At 73.7% G+C, this 17,132-nt stretch carries 9 protein-coding genes; 7 read left to right on the forward strand and 2 right to left on the reverse strand.

Annotated elements, in window-relative coordinates; translation table 11 throughout:
- Positions 1 to 143: 143 nt before the first annotated feature.
- The 4 genes from Sm713_RS03015 to Sm713_RS03030 all read left to right on the forward strand — a co-directional run bounded on the left by Sm713_RS03015 (position 144) and on the right by Sm713_RS03030 (position 5,232).
- Positions 144 to 755: a response regulator transcription factor gene (locus Sm713_RS03015; protein WP_003948568.1), complete on the forward strand. Its 612-nt coding sequence runs from the start codon at positions 144 to 146 to the stop codon at positions 753 to 755.
- Positions 756 to 1,007: 252 nt separating this feature from the next.
- Positions 1,008 to 1,583 (forward strand): sigma-70 family RNA polymerase sigma factor, encoded by a 576-nt coding sequence (locus Sm713_RS03020; RefSeq protein ID WP_212908140.1) that lies wholly within the window; start codon positions 1,008 to 1,010, stop codon positions 1,581 to 1,583.
- 514 nt (positions 1,584 to 2,097) lie between these two features.
- Positions 2,098 to 3,603, forward strand: a complete 1,506-nt coding sequence (guaB, locus tag Sm713_RS03025) for an IMP dehydrogenase (RefSeq protein ID WP_212908141.1) — start codon at positions 2,098 to 2,100, stop codon at positions 3,601 to 3,603.
- Between the two features lie 504 nt (positions 3,604 to 4,107).
- Positions 4,108 to 5,232: a GuaB3 family IMP dehydrogenase-related protein gene (locus tag Sm713_RS03030; RefSeq protein ID WP_212908142.1), complete on the forward strand. Its 1,125-nt coding sequence runs from the start codon at positions 4,108 to 4,110 to the stop codon at positions 5,230 to 5,232.
- A 693-nt stretch (positions 5,233 to 5,925) separates the two neighbouring features.
- Here Sm713_RS03030 and Sm713_RS03035 read toward each other — a convergent pair.
- The gene (locus Sm713_RS03035) at positions 5,926 to 7,212 is read right to left on the reverse strand and encodes a nucleotide sugar dehydrogenase (RefSeq protein WP_374196026.1); all 1,287 of its coding nucleotides are present in this window, start codon (positions 7,210 to 7,212) and stop codon (positions 5,926 to 5,928) included.
- A gap of 469 nt (positions 7,213 to 7,681) precedes the next feature.
- On the opposite strand from Sm713_RS03035, the gene Sm713_RS03040 reads away from it, so the two are divergent.
- Positions 7,682 to 9,388, forward strand: a complete 1,707-nt coding sequence (locus tag Sm713_RS03040; protein WP_212908144.1) for a glycerol-3-phosphate dehydrogenase/oxidase — start codon at positions 7,682 to 7,684, stop codon at positions 9,386 to 9,388.
- 662 nt (positions 9,389 to 10,050) lie between these two features.
- Here Sm713_RS03040 and Sm713_RS03045 read toward each other — a convergent pair.
- Positions 10,051 to 11,097 (reverse strand): serine hydrolase, encoded by a 1,047-nt coding sequence (locus Sm713_RS03045; protein WP_212908145.1) that lies wholly within the window; start codon positions 11,095 to 11,097, stop codon positions 10,051 to 10,053.
- A gap of 137 nt (positions 11,098 to 11,234) precedes the next feature.
- Between Sm713_RS03045 and Sm713_RS03050 the strand changes: the two genes are divergently transcribed.
- Complete coding sequence (locus tag Sm713_RS03050; RefSeq protein ID WP_249416047.1) at positions 11,235 to 13,922, forward strand: serine/threonine-protein kinase; 2,688 nt, start codon at positions 11,235 to 11,237, stop codon at positions 13,920 to 13,922.
- Positions 13,923 to 14,473: 551 nt separating this feature from the next.
- Positions 14,474 to 17,050 (forward strand): protein kinase, encoded by a 2,577-nt coding sequence (locus Sm713_RS03055; protein ID WP_212911740.1) that lies wholly within the window; start codon positions 14,474 to 14,476, stop codon positions 17,048 to 17,050.
- Positions 17,051 to 17,132: the final 82 nt, after the last annotated feature.

Consider the following 17,132-nt stretch of genomic DNA (forward strand, 5'->3'; position numbering starts at 1 on the left):
CCGTCGTTGAGAGTGCGGAAGCGGTTGATGGAACCAAGCTCGTCGGGCAGGCGTCCGAGGGCTCAACCGCAGAGGTGACGACTCGTACCAGCCTGGAGGCTCAAGGTGACGCGCATCCGCTGCGAGAGCCACGGAGGTCAGTCATGACTTCCGTCCTCGTCTGTGATGACTCCCCGCTCGCCCGAGAGGCGCTGCGCCGTGCGGTGGCGACCGTACCCGGCGTCGAGCGCGTGACGACGGCGGCCAACGGCGAGGAAGTGCTCCGCCGCTGGGGCGCCGACCGCTCGGACCTGATTCTGATGGACGTACGCATGCCGGGCCTCGGCGGCGTGGAGACCGTCCGGCGGTTGCTCTCGGCAGACCCGGGTGCCCGCATCATCATGCTCACCGTCGCCGAGGACCTGGACGGCGTGGCACTCGCGGTGGCCGCCGGGGCACGTGGCTATCTTCACAAGGACGCCTCCCGCGCGGAGCTGCGGGCCACCGTGACCCAGGCCCTGGCCGACCCCACCTGGCGGCTGGCCCCGCGCCGCCTGCGCTCCGCCGAGATGGGCGCGGCGCCCACCCTCACCGCCCGTGAGATCCAGGTCCTGGAAGGCATGAGCCATGGCCGGTCGAACGCGGAGATCGGCCGCGAGCTGTTCCTCTCCGAGGACACGGTCAAGACGCACGCCAGACGCCTTTTCAAGAAGCTCGGCGCCTCGGACCGGGCGCACGCCGTCGCGCTGGGTTTCCGCTGGGGCCTGGTTCGCTGAGTGGCACCGCAGCGGGGATGCGACGCTCCCCGTCCGCCTTTCGGTGGACGGGGCGACGGATGCCCGCTGCTCGTTTCGCCGACGATGCCGCATCCTTGAATGGTGGAGTTCCTCAGGGACAAGACGGCAGAGCGGAACGAGCGTGAGGGGAGAGCGCAGGAGATGAGTTCCGGCGCACCTGCTCATAACGCTTCAGTGCACAACTACGGACGCGGTGCCACGGGTCAATCCGCCCCGAGGCACCATGGACCGATGCGTGACGACGGGACGACGGTGACTGGTGCACTCGTCCACCGCGCCGTGGGCGGCGACGAACAGGCCACGCACGATCTGCTGGCCCACGTACACCCATTGGCGCTGCGGTACTGCCGCACCCGCCTGTCCCGGCTGCCGGGTGACGCACGGCACTTCGTCGAGGACCTGGCCCAGGAGGTGTGCGTCGCGGTGCTGCTGGCGCTGCCGCGCTACCGCGACACCGGGCGCCCCTTCGAGGCCTTCGTCTTCGCGATCGCCTCGCACAAGGTCGCCGACCTCCAGCGCGCCGCCATGCGCCACCCCGGGTCCACGGCCGTGCCCTCCGACGAGATGCCCGAGCGGCCCGACGACTCGCTCGGCCCCGAGGAGCGCGCGCTGCTGAGCAGCGACGCGGAGCGCGCCAAGGAACTCCTCGCGAGCCTCCCGGACAACCAGCGCGAGCTGCTGCTGCTCCGGATCGCCGTGGGGCTCACCGCGGAGGAGACCGGCCAGGTGCTCGGGATGTCACCCGGCGCCGTCCGGGTCGCCCAGCATCGCGCGCTCAGCCGGCTGCGGGCGCTTGCCGAGCAGTAGTCGCGGGCTCCGGTTGGCCGGTTGCCGGGCTGGCCGCATACCGTTCGCTGGCTGCTGCCCTGGCCCGCTGCCTTGGCCTGCGGCTTCGGACCTGCGGTCCGGATGCGACAGCGTCTGCCCCCTCGGGTCGGCTGCGATCCGCGGGTTGCGTGTGGCTTGTCGCTCCCCCACTGCCTTAAAGGCGTGGGAGGTGCCCCCACCCCGCGCCCCTAATGGAACCGGGGCGGGCCCGCAGAAGCGCGTGCCCTCGGCAGTGACGCCCCCACGTGACGCCCCTCACATGGCGCCCTCGCATGACACCTCCACGCGGCGCCCCCACCTGAGGCCCCCGTGAGTTCGCACGTGCATCTGTACGTGTACGTGCGTCTGTACGTGTACACAGGGGTGAACGCGGAGAGGTGTGTATACGTACGAACCTATGAAGCCGCAGGATGGCGCGAACCGTGGAATGACACGGCTGCTGCTCCCGTTAGCATGGACATCCGCACCGATCAAGGCCATTGGGGAAGGTGTCATGACGTCCGACATCGACGGAGTGCCCGAGAAGTTCGCGACACTAGGGCTGACCTACGACGATGTGCTGCTGCTGCCGGGCGCCTCGGACGTGCTGCCGAACGAGGTCGACACCTCGTCCCGCGTCTCGCGCTCCGTCAGCGTGAGCATTCCGCTGCTGTCCGCAGCCATGGACAAGGTCACCGAGGCCAGGATGGCCATCGCCATGGCCCGCCAGGGCGGCGTGGGCGTCCTGCACCGCAACCTCTCCATCGCGGACCAGGCGAACCAGGTCGACCTGGTCAAGCGGTCCGAGTCCGGCATGGTCACCGACCCGATCACGGTCCGGCCCGACGCCACCCTCGGTGAGGCCGACGAGCTCTGTGCGAAGTTCCGCATCAGCGGCGTCCCGGTCACCGACGGGAGCGGCAAGCTGCTCGGCATCGTCACCAACCGTGACATGGCCTTCGAGTCCGAGCGCTCGCGCCAGGTGCGCGAGGTGATGACGCCGATGCCGCTGGTCACCGGCAAGGTGGGCATCTCCGGCGTGGACGCCATGCAGCTGCTGCGCCGCCACAAGATCGAGAAGCTGCCGCTCGTCGACGACGCCGGCATCCTCAAGGGCCTGATCACCGTGAAGGACTTCGTCAAGGCCGAGCAGTACCCGAACGCCGCCAAGGACGCCGAGGGCAGGCTGCTGGTCGGCGCCGCCGTCGGCGCCAGCCCGGAGGCCCTGGAGCGCGCCCACGCGCTGGTCGAAGCCGGCGTCGACTTCCTGGTCGTCGACACCTCCCATGGCCACAGCGGCAACGCGCTGAGCTGGATGTCCAAGATCAAGTCGTCGGTCCCGGTGGACGTCATCGGCGGCAACATCGCCACCCGTGACGGCGCGAAGGCCCTGCTCGACGCGGGTGTGGACGGCGTCAAGGTCGGCGTCGGGCCCGGTTCGATCTGTACCACCCGCGTGGTCGCCGGCATCGGCGTCCCGCAGGTCACGGCGATCTACGAGGCGGCGGAGGCGTGCCGGGACGCCGGCGTGCCGGTGATCGGCGACGGCGGCCTCCAGTACTCGGGCGACATCGGCAAGGCGCTGGCCGCCGGTGCGGACACGGTCATGCTGGGCAGCCTGCTCGCGGGCTGCGAGGAGTCGCCGGGCGAGCTGCTGTTCATCAACGGCAAGCAGTTCAAGTCCTACCGCGGCATGGGCTCCCTGGGCGCCATGCAGTCCCGCAGCCAGGGCCGCTCGTACTCGAAGGACCGCTACTTCCAGGCCGACGTCACCTCCGACGACAAGCTGGTCCCGGAGGGCATCGAGGGCCAGGTGCCCTACCGCGGCCCCCTCGCGGCCGTCCTGCACCAGCTCGTCGGCGGCCTGCGGCAGACCATGGGCTACGTCGGCGCGGCCGCGGTCGGCGAGATGCAGACCAAGGGCCGCTTCGTCCGGATCACGTCCGCGGGCCTCAAGGAGAGTCACCCGCACGACATCCAGATGACGGTCGAGGCGCCCAACTACAACAACCGCGCCTAGGTCGTGTCCGGCGGATCTTCGTGGATCAGCCTGCGGCGTCTGGTGCCGTGCATCGCAAGGCGGAGGATCGTCCTCGTACTGGGCGTACTCGGATGACTCCGACAACGCGGCGAGGTGCGGTGCTGGGGGCACTCCCCCACTGCCTGAACGGGCGTGGGAGGTACCCCCACCCACGCCCGTTCAGGCAGTGGGGGAGTCGCGGGCCCACGAAGATCCGCCGGACACGACCTGGCCCGCCCGGTCACCGGTCCTGTCCGAGGGCAGGTCGAGCAGCCCTGACACCACGGACAGCACGGACACCACGGACCCCACTGAGGGCGGCCCGGGGCGCATCCCCTGGGCCGCCCTTTCGCGCGAAAACGCGGGCCGCTGTGGTGGGCGCGGAATGAACGCGCGCCGGCGCCGCCCGGGTGGCGGTCGCGGCGACGGCCGCCCTTTCGGTGCCCGGGGGGCCGGGTCGGGGATACTGGAGGGCGCTGAGACGCAGAGGGAAAGGCCACAGACGTGACTGAGATCGAGATCGGGCGGGGCAAGCGCGGCCGCCGGGCGTACGCCTTCGACGACATCGCCGTCGTCCCCAGTCGCCGCACCCGCGACCCGAAAGAGGTCTCCATCGCGTGGCAGATCGACGCCTACCGCTTCGAGCTGCCGTTCCTGGCCGCCCCGATGGACTCGGTGGTCTCCCCCCGGACCGCCATCCGCATCGGTGAGCTCGGCGGGCTGGGCGTGCTCAACCTTGAGGGCCTGTGGACGCGGTACGAGGACCCGCAGCCGCTCCTGGACGAGATCGCCGACCTGCCGGGCCACAAGGCGACCAGCCGCCTCCAGGAGATCTACGCCGCCCCGATCAAGGAGGAACTGATCGGGCAGCGGATCAAGGAGGTGCGGGACTCCGGCGTGATCACGGCCGCCGCGCTCTCCCCGCAGCGCACGGCCCAGTTCTCCAAGGCCGTGGTGGACGCGGGCGTCGACATCTTCGTCATCCGCGGCACCACCGTCTCCGCGGAGCACGTGTCGGGCGCGGCGGAACCGCTGAACCTGAAGCAGTTCATCTACGAGCTGGACGTGCCCGTGATCGTCGGCGGTTGCGCCACGTACACGGCGGCGCTGCACCTGATGCGCACCGGTGCGGCGGGCGTGCTGGTCGGCTTCGGCGGCGGGGCGGCGCACACCACCCGCAACGTCCTCGGCATCCAGGTCCCCATGGCGACCGCGGTCGCGGACGTCGCCGCGGCCCGCCGCGACTACATGGACGAGTCCGGCGGCCGCTACGTGCACGTGATCGCGGACGGCGGCGTGGGCTGGTCGGGTGACCTCCCCAAGGCGATCGCCTGCGGCGCGGACTCCGTGATGATGGGCTCCCCGCTGGCACGCGCCACGGACGCGCCCGGGCGGGGCCACCACTGGGGCATGGAGGCGGTGCACGAGGAGGTGCCGCGCGGCATGAAGGTCGACCTCGGCACCGTCGGCTCCATCGAGGAGATCCTGACGGGTCCCTCGCACAACCCCGACGGCTCCATGAACTTCTTCGGCGCCCTGCGCCGCGCGATGGCCACGACCGGGTACAGCGAGCTCAAGGAGTTCCAGCGGGTCGAGGTCACGGTGGCGGACTCGCAACACAAACGGTAACGCTGCGGTGCGCTGCGCTGCGCTGCGCTTCGCTGTGGCCGGGGTGTGCGGTGCCCACGGCGGCTCTGCGTTGCCCCCGGGATGCCCTTTCCAGACGCTCCGCGCCGGCCCGCGTGGACTGCTCTTGGCGGTTCGGCTGAGGTTGGGTGTGGTTGTTCGCGCAGTTCCCCGCGCCCCTTTGGTGAGGCTGCTCTCGACGGGTCAGTTCAGGCTGGGTGTGGTTGTTCGCGCAGTTCCCCGCGCCCCTTGGACGGCGCTTCGCGCCTCATCAGGGGCCTGGGCTGGTTCGCGAGGTGACTCCGCCGGAACTGCGCGAGCGAGTACCACGGCCGGTGGTCGAACGGCGAACGGGAAGGGGCAGCGCCCCGATGGGGGCGCGGGGAACTGCGCGAGTAGCCACGACGGGCCGGTGGTTGAAGGACTGAGCGCAGGGGGCTGGGCCCCGATGGGGGCGCGGGAACTGCGCGAGTAGCCACCGAGGGCCGGTGGTTGAAGGGTGGACCGCGGGGGGCTGGGTCCTGATAGGGGCGCGGGGAACTGCGCGAGTAGCCACGACGGGCCGGTGGTTGAAGGACTGAGCGCAGGGGGCTGGGCCCCGATGGGGGCGCGGGGAACTGCGCGAGGAGTCGGCACCCGCCGGCGGCAGGACGCAAGGAGGCGGGGCCCAGAGAAGGTGCGGGGAACCGGGGGCGCTCAGAGGCGTTCCGCCGCCCCCGCCGGCGTCGCCCCGCGAGTGTCCAGCAGAAGCTGCGCCTTCACCGACAGCCCCTGAAGGTCATACGTACGGTGATGCTGCAGCAGCAACGTGAGATCGGCGGCCGCAACCCCCTCGTAGAGCGCATCGGCCCGCGGCACCGCCCGCCCCCGCACCTCCCAGGCGGGCACGTAGGGATCGTGGTAGCCGACCCGCGCCCCCAGCTCCATCAGCCGCAGCGCGATCTCCTCCGCAGGTGACCCCTGCCGATCGGCCATATCGGGCTTGTACGTGACCCCGAGCAGCAGCACGTGGGCACCGCGTGCCGACTTCCCGTGCTCGTTCAGGAGCGCGGCGCCCCGCTGGACGACGTACTGCGGCATGCGGTGGTTGACCTGCTGGGCGAGCTCCACCATGCGCAGCGTCCGCAGTCCCTGCCCCTGCCCCTGCCCCTGCCCCTGCCCCGGGGGACGCACCACGGCGGTGCGGCCCGGCAGGTGTTGCGGCACGGTGTGGCCGCCCACTCCGGGGCCGGGCCGGAACGCGTGGAACCCGAACGGCTTCGTCTCCGCGCACCGGATCACGTCCCAGATGTCGACGCCGAGGTCGTGGCAGAGCACGGCCATCTCGTTGACGAGGGCGATGTTGACGTGCCGGTAGTTGGTCTCCAGAAGCTGCACCGTCTCCGCTTCCCGCGGCCCACGCGCGCGTACCACCTTCTCCGTGAGCCGCCCGTAGAACTTCGCGGCGGACTCGGTGCAGGCCGGCGTGAGGCCGCCGATGACCTTGGGGATCGCCCGGTAGCCGGGGGCGCCCTGCCCAGGGTCGGTGCGCACGGGGGAGTAGGCCAGGTGGAAGTCCCGGCCCGCGCGCAGCCCCGAGCCGTCCTCCAGCAGCGGCCGCAGGAAGTCCTCCGTGGTGCCGGGTGGCACCGGGGACTCCAGGATCACCGTCGTGTGCGGACGCAGCCGGGCCGCCAGGGCGCGGCCGGCCTCCGCGACCTGGCCGAGGCTCGGACCGCCGTCCGGGCCGGGCGGGGTGGGCACGCAGATCACCGCCGTGCGCACCCGGCCGAGCTGCGCCGGGTCCGGACAGGGCCGGGCGCCGCCCGAGACAATACGGCGCAGGTCGGCGGGGGTGAGCGTGGCGCACGCGCCCGTGCCGCCGTTGCCGGTCCCGGTCCCGGTGCCGGCACCGCACGCGCCCGTGCCCGCGCCGGAGGCGCCCGCGCCACCCGCACCCGCGGCGCTCCCGGCGCCCGGGCTGCCCGCGTCGCCGCCCCCCACGCCGTCGGCGTACCGGCCCCCGCCGGATTCCTGGCCGGTACGGCTGGGTACCGGAGCGTGCAACGAGCGGGTCGTGGTGCCGGCCACCGGATCGGGCAGGCAGTCGTAGCCGAGGGTGGGGATACCGGCGGCCACGGCGGCCTGGGCGAGTGGCAGACCGAAGGGGCCGAGACCGATGACGGCGAGATCAGCGGGCATGGGGCGGCGTCCTTCCCAGTAGCCGGAGCGGGAGGATCACGCAAGTCCTGTGGACAGGGTGGACCAGCGCAATGTCACACTAGGAGTAAATATGACCGTGATGTCGCATTGACTGCCCGGCAATTGGGGCGTGTTGGCCGCGAGGTTTTCCACAGGCCATGGGCCGGTGGTGGCTGAAGTAGCAGAACGCGGTGAGACTGGGCATGGGGGATGTGTGAGTGCGGGCGCGGCCGGCTGCCGTGCCGGCCGTGAGAGGTGACGGGAGGCAGCGGTGAGGACAGCGACACTGGGGCCGGCGCGACGCGCCGAATCCCTGGCGGCAATGGCCGACCACGAGCTGGACGTACTGGTGGTCGGCGCGGGCGTGGTCGGTGCCGGCACGGCACTCGACGCGGTGACCCGCGGCCTGTCCACCGGCCTGGTGGAGGCCCGCGACTGGGCGTCGGGTACCTCCAGCCGTTCCAGCAAGTTGATCCATGGCGGCCTGCGGTATCTGGAGATGCTGGACTTCGCCCTGGTCAGAGAGGCACTCAAGGAGCGCGGCCTGCTCCTGGAGCGGATCGCCCCGCACCTGGTCAAGCCGGTGCCGTTCCTGTACCCGCTCCAGCACGCGGGCTGGGAGCGGCTCTACGCGGGCTCGGGCGTCGCGCTGTACGACCTGATGTCCATGGCCCGCGGCCACGGCCGGGGCCTGCCCACGCACCGCCACCTGACCAGGCGCCACGCGCTGCGGGTCGCCCCCTGCCTCCGCAAGGACGCGCTGGTGGGCGCGCTGCAGTACTACGACGCGCAGATGGACGACGCCCGCTACGTCGCCACCCTCGTCCGCACCGCGGCGGCGTACGGCGCGCAGGTCGCCAACCGCGCGCGGGTGACGAGCTTCCTGCGCGAGGGCGAGCGGGTCGTCGGCGTCCGCGTGCGCGACCTGGAGGCCGACGGCGAGTACGAGATCCGCGCCAAGCAGCTGGTGAACGCCACGGGCGTGTGGACCGACGACACCCAGGCCCTGGTCGGCGAGCGCGGCAAGTTCCATGTCCGGGCCTCCAAGGGCATCCACCTCGTCGTGCCGAAGGACCGGATCAATTCGAGCACCGGCCTGATCCTGCGCACGGAGAAGAGCGTCCTGTTCGTCATTCCCTGGGGCCGGCACTGGATCGTCGGCACCACCGACACCGACTGGAACCTCGACAAGGCCCACCCGGCCGCCTCCAGCGCCGACATCGACTACGTCCTGGACCACGTGAACTCCGTCCTGGCCGTCCCCCTCACCAGGGACGACGTCCAGGGCGTCTACGCCGGCCTGCGGCCCCTGCTGGCCGGGGAGTCGGACGCCACCAGCCAGCTGTCCCGCGAGCACACCGTGATGCACGCGGCCCCCGGCCTCGTGGTGGTCGCCGGCGGCAAGTACACGACGTACCGGGTGATGGCCAAGGACGCCGTCGACGAGGCCGTGCACGGCCTGGACCAGCGCGTCGCCGACTGCGTCACGGAGGACATCCCCCTGGTGGGCGCCGAGGGCTACAGGGCGCTGTGGAACGCCCGCGCCCGCATCGCCGCCGACAACGGCCTGCACGTCGTCCGCGTGGAGCACCTGCTGAACAGGTACGGGTCGCTCAGCCAGGAAGTGCTCGACCTGATCGCCGAGGACCCCACCCTCGCCGCTCCCCTCCAGGGCGCCGACGACTACCTCCGCGCCGAGATCGTCTACGCCGCCTCCCACGAGGGCGCCCGCCACCTCGACGACGCCCTCACCCGCCGCACCCGCATCTCCTTCGAGACCTTCGACCGCGGCACCCGCTGCGCCCGCGAGGCCGCGCAGCTGATGGCCCCGGTCCTCGGCTGGGACGCCGACCGCGTCGACCGAGAGGTGGAGCACTACGAGAAGCGCGTCCAGGCGGAACGCGAGTCCCAACTCCAGCCGGACGACCTGACGGCCGACGCGGCCCGCCTGGGCGCCCCGGACATCGTGGCGGGCTGATCCCCCCCCCCGGGCCCGGCTCCCGATCCCTCCCTCGGCGGGTCCGGTGGCCCGGACACTCCAGGAACCAGCCCCTTCACCCCGGTGACGACGTGACACCTCTCGCGGTGGCCACTCGCGCAGTTCCCCGCGCCCCTGCGTCGGCGCTTCGCGCCATCGGGGGGCCGCTCTCGGGGGCACGGCTGAGGCCCGTCGCGGTTGCTCGCGCAGTTCCCCGCGCCCCTGATCGGCACCCCCTTACACCAGGCCCCGGCCCCCGGGCCTTGCGCCCCGACAGGGGCACAGGACCGGTGCCCAGCGCCCCGAAAGGGGCGCGGGGAACTGCGCGAGAAGTCCCGCCGGCGGTCGGTCGGCGGTGAGCCTTGAGGGGCTGGTTCGTCCCCGCGGGGGCCGTCGGGAGGGGCAACCGTCCGGCTCACCCGGGCCGGGCTGGGGGCGCGGGGAACTGCGCGAACAACCCCCGCCGGCGGTCGGTCGGCGGTGAGCTCTGAGGGGCTGGTTCGTCCCCGCGGGGGCAGCGAGTGGGAGTAACCCTCCGGCCCACCTGGCCCCCGACAGGGGCGCGGGGAACTGCGCAAACACCCCCCGCCGGCGGGAAGCCGGACGCGAGACGCCCACGCAGCGCACCGCAGACGCGGACGCCGGCCCCGGCACGGGGAACCTCACCGCTTGCAGAACTCCGAGGAAAGAACGGCCAGCTCCGCCCGAGCCGAGGGCACCGCATCGGTGTCCACCCGATACGTCACCACCCGCCCCCCGCCAGCGGTCCCGGCACTCCGCACGTAGCTCCCCAGAATGCGACCGTTGTGCCCCCACACGGTCGCCCCGCAGGGCAGCCGCTGCGGGTACAGCCCCAGCCCGTACACCCCGCCCGTGTCCCGCGTGTCCATCATCTGGTCCACCGCCGCGCGGGGCAGCAGCCGCCCGCCCAGCAGCGCGCCGAAGAAGCGGTCCAGGTCGTCCAGGGTGGAGACCAGCTCGCCGGCCGCCCCCGCGACCCGCGGATCCAGCTCGGTGACGTCCCGGCCGCCGGCGGTGTACGCGCGCCCGTGCGGCTCGGGCAGGTCCCGCCGCGCGCCCGGGAAGGACGTACCCGTGAGGTGCAGCGGCTTGATGATCCGCCGCCGTGCCTCGGCCGCGTAGGACTCCCCGGTGACCTGCTCGACGACCATGCCGAGCAGCACGTAGTCGGTGTTGGAGTACGCGAAGGAGTTGCTGCGCACCGAGGTCGGGGGCGGATGGGAGAGTGCGAGGCGGACCGCGGCGCGCGCCGAGACGGGAACGGTGCCGCCGGTGTCCGCGGTGAAGTCGGGCAGCCCGCTGGTGTGGTCGAGCAGCTCGCCCAGGGTGAGCCGGCGCCCGTCGTAGCCCTGGCCGCGCACCAGGCCCGGCAGGTGCTGTTCCACGGTGTCGGAGAGCCTGAGGCGGCGCTCCACGGCGAGTTGCAGCACGACCGTGGCGATGAACGTCTTCGTGATGCTGCCGGCCCGGAAGCGGTCGGCGCGCCGGATGCCCGGCCCGCTGGTGGCGAACTGCGTACCCACTCTGTCACGGGCCAGCAGCGCGGCGGCCTTGGTCTTGCCGATCCCGGCGAGCCGGGGAAGAGTGGCGCCCGGGGCAGGGGATCCGGGGGCGTTCACGCTGCCGGGGAGCAGCCCGAGCAGGACCACGGCCAGCGAAAGAGCCGGGAGTGTCCGGGATGCGGGCATGGGGTCCTCCGTCGTCGTTCCCCGCCCCGGCCATCTTCGGCGACGGAGCCCGACAGCGGGTGGAGACCCTGCGAAGGTTCCGGCCACGACGTGGGGGACAATGGAGGCTCTGTCGGGGCGGGTTGCAGAGGGGTCACATGTCGGAGGCGGATCAGGCGGGGGAGACCCGCCAGGGCACCGGGGAACGTCTCCTGGCCGGGCGGTACCGGCTGGGGAGGGTGCTCGGCCGCGGCGGCATGGGCACGGTCTGGCGCGCGGAGGACGAGACGCTGGGCCGCACGGTCGCGGTCAAGGAACTCCGCTTCCCCTCCAGCGACGAGGACGAGAAGCGACGCCTCGTCACCCGCACCCTCCGCGAGGCGAAGGCCATCGCGCGGATCCGCAACAACAGCGCCGTGACGGTCTACGACGTCGTCGACGAGGACGACCGCCCGTGGATCGTGATGGAACTGGTCGAGGGCAGGTCGCTCGCCGAAGTAATCCGCGAGGACGGGGTCCTGACGCCGAAGCGGGCGGCCGAGGTGGGCCTCGCCGTCCTCGACGTGCTGCGCTCCGCCCACGGAGCGGGAATCCTGCACCGTGACGTGAAGCCCTCCAACGTCCTCATCGCCGAGGACGGCCGCGTCGTCCTCACCGACTTCGGCATCGCCCAGGTGGAGGGCGACCCCTCCATCACGTCGACGGGCATGCTCGTCGGCGCCCCCTCCTACATCTCCCCGGAACGCGCCCGCGGCCACCGCCCCGGCCCCGCGGCCGACCTCTGGTCCCTCGGCGCGCTGCTCTACGCGTGCGTGGAGGGCGTCCCGCCGTACGACAAGGGCTCCGCCATCGCGACCCTGACCGCGGTGATGACCGAGCCCGTGGAGCATCCGCGGAACGCCGGCCCGCTGGAGCCGGCCATCTACGGCCTGCTCGTCAAGGACGTCGAACAGCGCCTCGACGAGACCGGGGCGCGGACGATGCTCCAGGAGGTCGCCCACGCCCCCCAGCCGACGGCTCCAGCCCCGGCCTCCGACAGGGCGACGACCTCTCTGCGCGTGTCCGACGAGGCGCGGCGCGACGGCGTGCAGGGCGACGGGAGCGACGCCCCCGCGGCCGGCGGCCCGGCCACCGACCCGGCCGCCGGGGCCGCGTCCGGCCCTTCCGGCACGGTCGGCATCCCTTCCGGCACGGCCGGCACCCCTTCCGGTGCGCGGACCCCGAGCGAGTCCGGCAAGCCCGCCGGCGCCGCGCAGGAGCGCCGCCTGCGCAGTGCGCTGCGCTCGGTGCGCAAGGCCGCCGCGGCGGCGTCCGGGGCCGCGGCCACCGCGGTCCAGGGAAGGTCGGCGGCCCGCCCTGCGGAATCCGGCACGGCGACGGGCTCGGGCGCTGCGGCCTCCGGGAGCACCGCGGGCTCGGATGCCCGGGCGGAGGACGCCGAGGGCTCCGGCACGGCCGAGCCCCGTACGTCCGAGGCGGCCGGCACGGCCCCCGGAGACACCACGCCGCCCGCGGCGAAGGGCGCCCCGGTGACCAGCACCGCGTCCGACCCCGCGCAGGACTCCGACTCTGACGCGGCCTCCGGTTCCGGACCGGCGGGAACCGACGCAGCCGCGCACCGATCCACGTCCGGCGCCCCGGACGACCCGCCCAGCGACCCGCTGCGCAAGCGGCCCCGTGCGGGCGGCACCGGCGACCCCAGGGTGCCCCGCGCCGAACGGAGCACCGCCCCCGACGCGGACGGCCCGTCCACCGAGCGTTCCGGTTCCGACGCGTCCGGCACCGCACCCGCCGGCGACGAGAGCCCGTCCGGCACCGCACCCGCCGGCGACGAGAGCCCCTCCGGCACCGGCACCGAGAGCCCCGCCGCGACCGCGGTCTTCGGATCGGTGGCCCACGGCTCCGCCGCGGCGGCTTCCAGCGGCACGGGCGACTCCAAGGGGCCGGGCGCGGCCACCGACCTGCCCGGAAAGGGCCTGGCCGACACCACCCGCGCGGCGCCCCTCGGCGCCTTCGGCCCCGCCGGACCGCCCAGGACGCCGCCCTCCCGGCCCGGGACCGCCACGCGCCGCACGGGCTCCGGGCCGTGGAACCTCCCGCACCGCACCCTGCTGATCGTCGCCGTCGTCGTCGCGCTGGCCGTGCTCGGCACGATCCTGGCGCTCACCCTGCCCGGCGACGACACCACGCCCGAGGGGAAGGGCGGCGGCACGGCCGCCACCGGAGGAGGCGGCACGTCCGGCGGCAAGCAGGACAACGGCACGGGCGGCGGCCAGGACGACGGCAAGGACACCGGCAAGGACGACCACGGATCCCACGGATCCGACGACAAGGGTTCCGGCGGCGGTACGGGCGACGCGGGCAAGCCGAGCGGCGGCCCCACCAGCGGGACCGGGACGGGCACCGGCGAGGGCGCCGCCGTCGGCACGTACCGCGACCCGCAGGGCTTCTCCCTCGGCCTGCCCAAGGGCTGGAAGCGCACCGGCACGGACGCCGCCGGCGTGCGCTTCACCGGCCCCCACAACCAGGCCCTGCTCCTCGCGTCGACGAACTCGCCCAAGGCCAACCCCGTGCTCGACTGGCACCAGCAGGAGCACTACATGGGGCTGTCGCAGTACCACCGCATCCGGATCGACGGCCTCGAATACCGCGGCTGGCCCGCGGCGGACTGGGAGTTCACGTTCGAGTCCTCCGGCGTCAAGAGGCACCGGATCGACCGCGGCTTCGTCACCAGCCCCAAGCACGGCTACGGGATGATGTACACGGCGAACGACAGCGAGTGGACGAGCGACCTGAGCCGCGCCACCTGGAACACCTTCACCAGCACCTTCACCCCCGCCAAGTGAGGCCGGCGACGTGCACCCCCGCCAGGTGAGGCCGACGACGCGACACCGGCTCCGAGGCGGCGCGCCGTCCTGCCCGAGGCGACGCCGGCTCCGAGCCGAGCGACGCTGAACCCGCGCGAATCGACGCCGTTCAGGGGCGAAGTGGCGGCGGTCCCGAGCGGAGTGGCGCCGCTCCCGAGGAAAGCGGCCGTGGCCGCACGCGATGTGACCCCGGTCCCGACCGAAGTGACACCGGTCCCGCGCAATGTGACGTTCCGGGGGCGCGCCACCCGGGTCGGGGGTTCCGCCTCGTCCGACCGCGGGTACATGCCCCGCGGACGCCGGGCCGGCCGCCTCTCAGGTGGTGGGATGTGCCCGTGGGACATAGGGGACGGAAGCGGATCAGGGGGTCAAGTGCTCCCCGGATGTGGGGAGTCAGGCGGGTGAGCGGCACGAATGGCCCGAAGAGTTATCCACATCCCCTCGATACGGCCGGACTTCGGCACGTATCGTGAGTGTGTGTGGACCGTGCGCAGTCGCATGACAACGCGCCGGGCACACGCGGCGAGCTGATGCGACACCGATCGGAAGGGGGCGGCGCCGTGGACGACTACGCGGGTCGGGTACTCGCCGACCGCTACCGCCTGCCCCTCCCCCCGTCCGACGAGTACGAGCTGGCCCAGACACGCGCGTTCGACACCTACAGCGGCCAGGAGGTGCTGGTCCGCCAGGTGCCGCTGCCGGAGATCGTCGAGGCTGAGGTGCTCGACGCCGACGGCCTGCCCGAGGGCTTCACCGGCCGGAACCCCGCGGGCGCCCGGCGGCTCACCGGCAGCGGCATGATCGGCGGCGCCACCCGGACCCCCTCCGACCCGGCGGTGCGCCGCGCCATCGAGGCCGCCCAGGCGGCCGCGCAGATCCCCGACCACCCCCGGCTCGACCAGGTCTTCGACGTCTTCGCGGAAGGCGGCTCGCTCTGGATCGTGAGCGAGGTGGTCGCCGCCAGCCCGCTGGCCGCCCTACTCGCCGAGGCCCCCTTGTCGCCGTACCGCGCGGCGGAGGTCGCGGCCGACGTCCTCCTCGCCCTCCGTGCCCTGCACGCGCACGGCTGGACCCACCGCAACATCACCACGCGCACGGTCCTGGTCTGCGAGGACGGCCGGGTGATGCTCACCGGACTGGCCGCCGGCGCCGCGGAAGAGGCCCTGTGCGGGTACGACCCGACGCCGGACGACACCGGGGCCCCCGCCGGTACGCCCGGCGGCGAGCTCCCGCCGTCACCGGGCGCGATGCCACCCGGTCCCGCCGGCTCCCTCACCGGCGGCGGGGACCGGCCCGCCCTCGGTGCCGCACCCGGCCGGCCCGGGGGCCCCTTCGGCCCCGTCCGGGGGCCCTCCGGCCCGGCTTCCGGCCGTCCCGGTGCGGCGGGCCCCGGCCACCCCGGCCCCGCGTCCGGAGCCGGCGGCCAGGCACCCGGGGCGCCCGCCGGCACGGGGACCGGCGTCCCCCGGCAGATCCCGTACCGGGCGCAGAGCGGCACGGACGCGAGAGCGGCCCGCGCCGGTGCCATCGCGGCCTACCGCGCAGGCGCCAGAGCCGCCGCCCGCATCGACGACGAGCACACCGACACGCCCACACCCCTGCCCCCGGGCCTGCCCGCGGCCCGCCAGGGCGACGGCTCCCCGGCCCGCCCCCAGGACCAGGACGACACCCCGCACCCGCCGGGCCAGATCGTCGACCCCTACGGAGTACGCCGCCCCGGGCCCCCCGCTCCGAGGTCCCCGCAGGACAACCAGCCCGAGGTCTACGCGCGCTCCGCGCCGGACGCCGCCCAGCCCGCGCCCGCCGGCACCGCCGGAGCCACCTGGGGCGAGGCCGCCGGCTGGGGCGCCGGCGGAGCGCCGCGGCGCGGTCCCGCCACCCCGCTGGCCGCCGAGCGGGCCCGCCAGGCCCGGATGGCCGTGGTCGGCCCCGTCACCGAGCGCTGGGCCCCCGAGCAGGCCGGCCCCGTCCACGAGAACTGGCAGCTCGCCCCGCCCGTGGGCCCCGCCACCGACCTGTGGGCCCTGGGCGCGCTGCTGTTCCGGGCCGTTCAGGGACACGCCCCGTACCCGGAGGAGAGCACCCCCGAGCTGGTCGAGATGGTGTGCTCCGAGCCACCCGCCTTCGCCGAGGAGTGCGGTCCGCTGCGCCCCGTCGTGGAGTCGCTGCTCCGTCAGGATCCGGCCGAGCGGCCGGATTTCGAGGAGCTGCGCGGCTGGCTGCGCTCCCTGATCCGGTCGGCGCCGGAGCCCGACGCGGGCGCGCACGTCGTCGCCACCCCTCCCGCCGACCGGGAGAAGCTGCCCATCGTGCGGCGCCGCGGCGAGCTGGTCCGCCGCCGCAAGGGCACGGTCGTGGCCACCGGCCGCGGGCGGCACAAGGCGGGCCGGGGCGGCGGGCCGCGGCGGCTCGGCCGGACGCTCCTCGTGGTGATCATGCTGGGCCTCGCGGCGGCCGTGGCCTACGCGATGGTCTTCATGCCCAAGTCGAGCGACGCGGGTCAGCAGGCGGCCGGCGAGCCCACCGGATCCCCGGCGCCGGGGTCGTCCTCGGACACCGGCGCGCAGGGCGGCGCCACCGGCCAGGGCGACCAGGACAGCGCCGCGCCCGGCCAGCCCTCCGACTCCCACCCGCCGCAGACGACCCCGCTCGACGTGCCGCCCGGCTTCACGGTGAAGAACGACAGCGCCGGCTTCCGGATAGCCGTGCCCGACGGGTGGCAGCGGCAGGGCAAGAACTCCCTCGGGCAGGTCGTCTACGGCAAGGGCGGCTTCCAGCTGATCGTGGTGCCCGGCCGGGACACCGCCAAGCAGTACGGATCCGACCCGATGGTCTACGAGCGCGAGAAGGAGCGCGAGCTCCAGCCCTTCCGCGAGTCCAGCTGGGCCACCAGCAGCGGGCTGCGCACCACCGAGGTCGGCGACCGGATCATGGCGGAGGGCCAGTTCACCTGGCAGGGCGACGGCGGCGAGGTCTACGTCCGCAACCTCGCGCTCCTCGTCGGCGGCCACTACCACGTCGTGCAGGTCCGGGGCCCCGAGTCCCAGCGCGACAAGGTGGACGGCTACTACACCCAGGCGTCGGCGACCTACCAGTACACGGGCTGACCGGCGCGGGCCGCGGGGAGGCGGGCGCGGGGAGGTTTCCGTGCGGCGGGTGCGTGTGGCGGGTGCGTGAGGCGGTCCGCCC

The organism is Streptomyces sp. TS71-3, from assembly GCF_018327685.1.
In the GTDB taxonomy this organism is placed as follows: Bacteria; Actinomycetota; Actinomycetes; order Streptomycetales; family Streptomycetaceae; genus Streptomyces.

What these genes read in the sequence shown, in the direction of transcription:
- Sm713_RS03045 (WP_212908145.1), bottom strand. Translation starts at nt 11,097, where the DNA reads ATGCCCGCATCCCGGACACTCCCGGCTCTTTCGCTGGCCGTGGTCCTG.
- Sm713_RS03015 (WP_003948568.1), top strand. Translation starts at nt 144, where the DNA reads ATGACTTCCGTCCTCGTCTGTGATGACTCCCCGCTCGCCCGAGAGGCG.
- Sm713_RS03050 (WP_249416047.1), top strand. Translation starts at nt 11,235, where the DNA reads ATGTCGGAGGCGGATCAGGCGGGGGAGACCCGCCAGGGCACCGGGGAA.
- Sm713_RS03020 (WP_212908140.1), top strand. Translation starts at nt 1,008, where the DNA reads ATGCGTGACGACGGGACGACGGTGACTGGTGCACTCGTCCACCGCGCC.
- guaB (WP_212908141.1), top strand. Translation starts at nt 2,098, where the DNA reads ATGACGTCCGACATCGACGGAGTGCCCGAGAAGTTCGCGACACTAGGG.
- Sm713_RS03055 (WP_212911740.1), top strand. Translation starts at nt 14,474, where the DNA reads ATGCGACACCGATCGGAAGGGGGCGGCGCCGTGGACGACTACGCGGGT.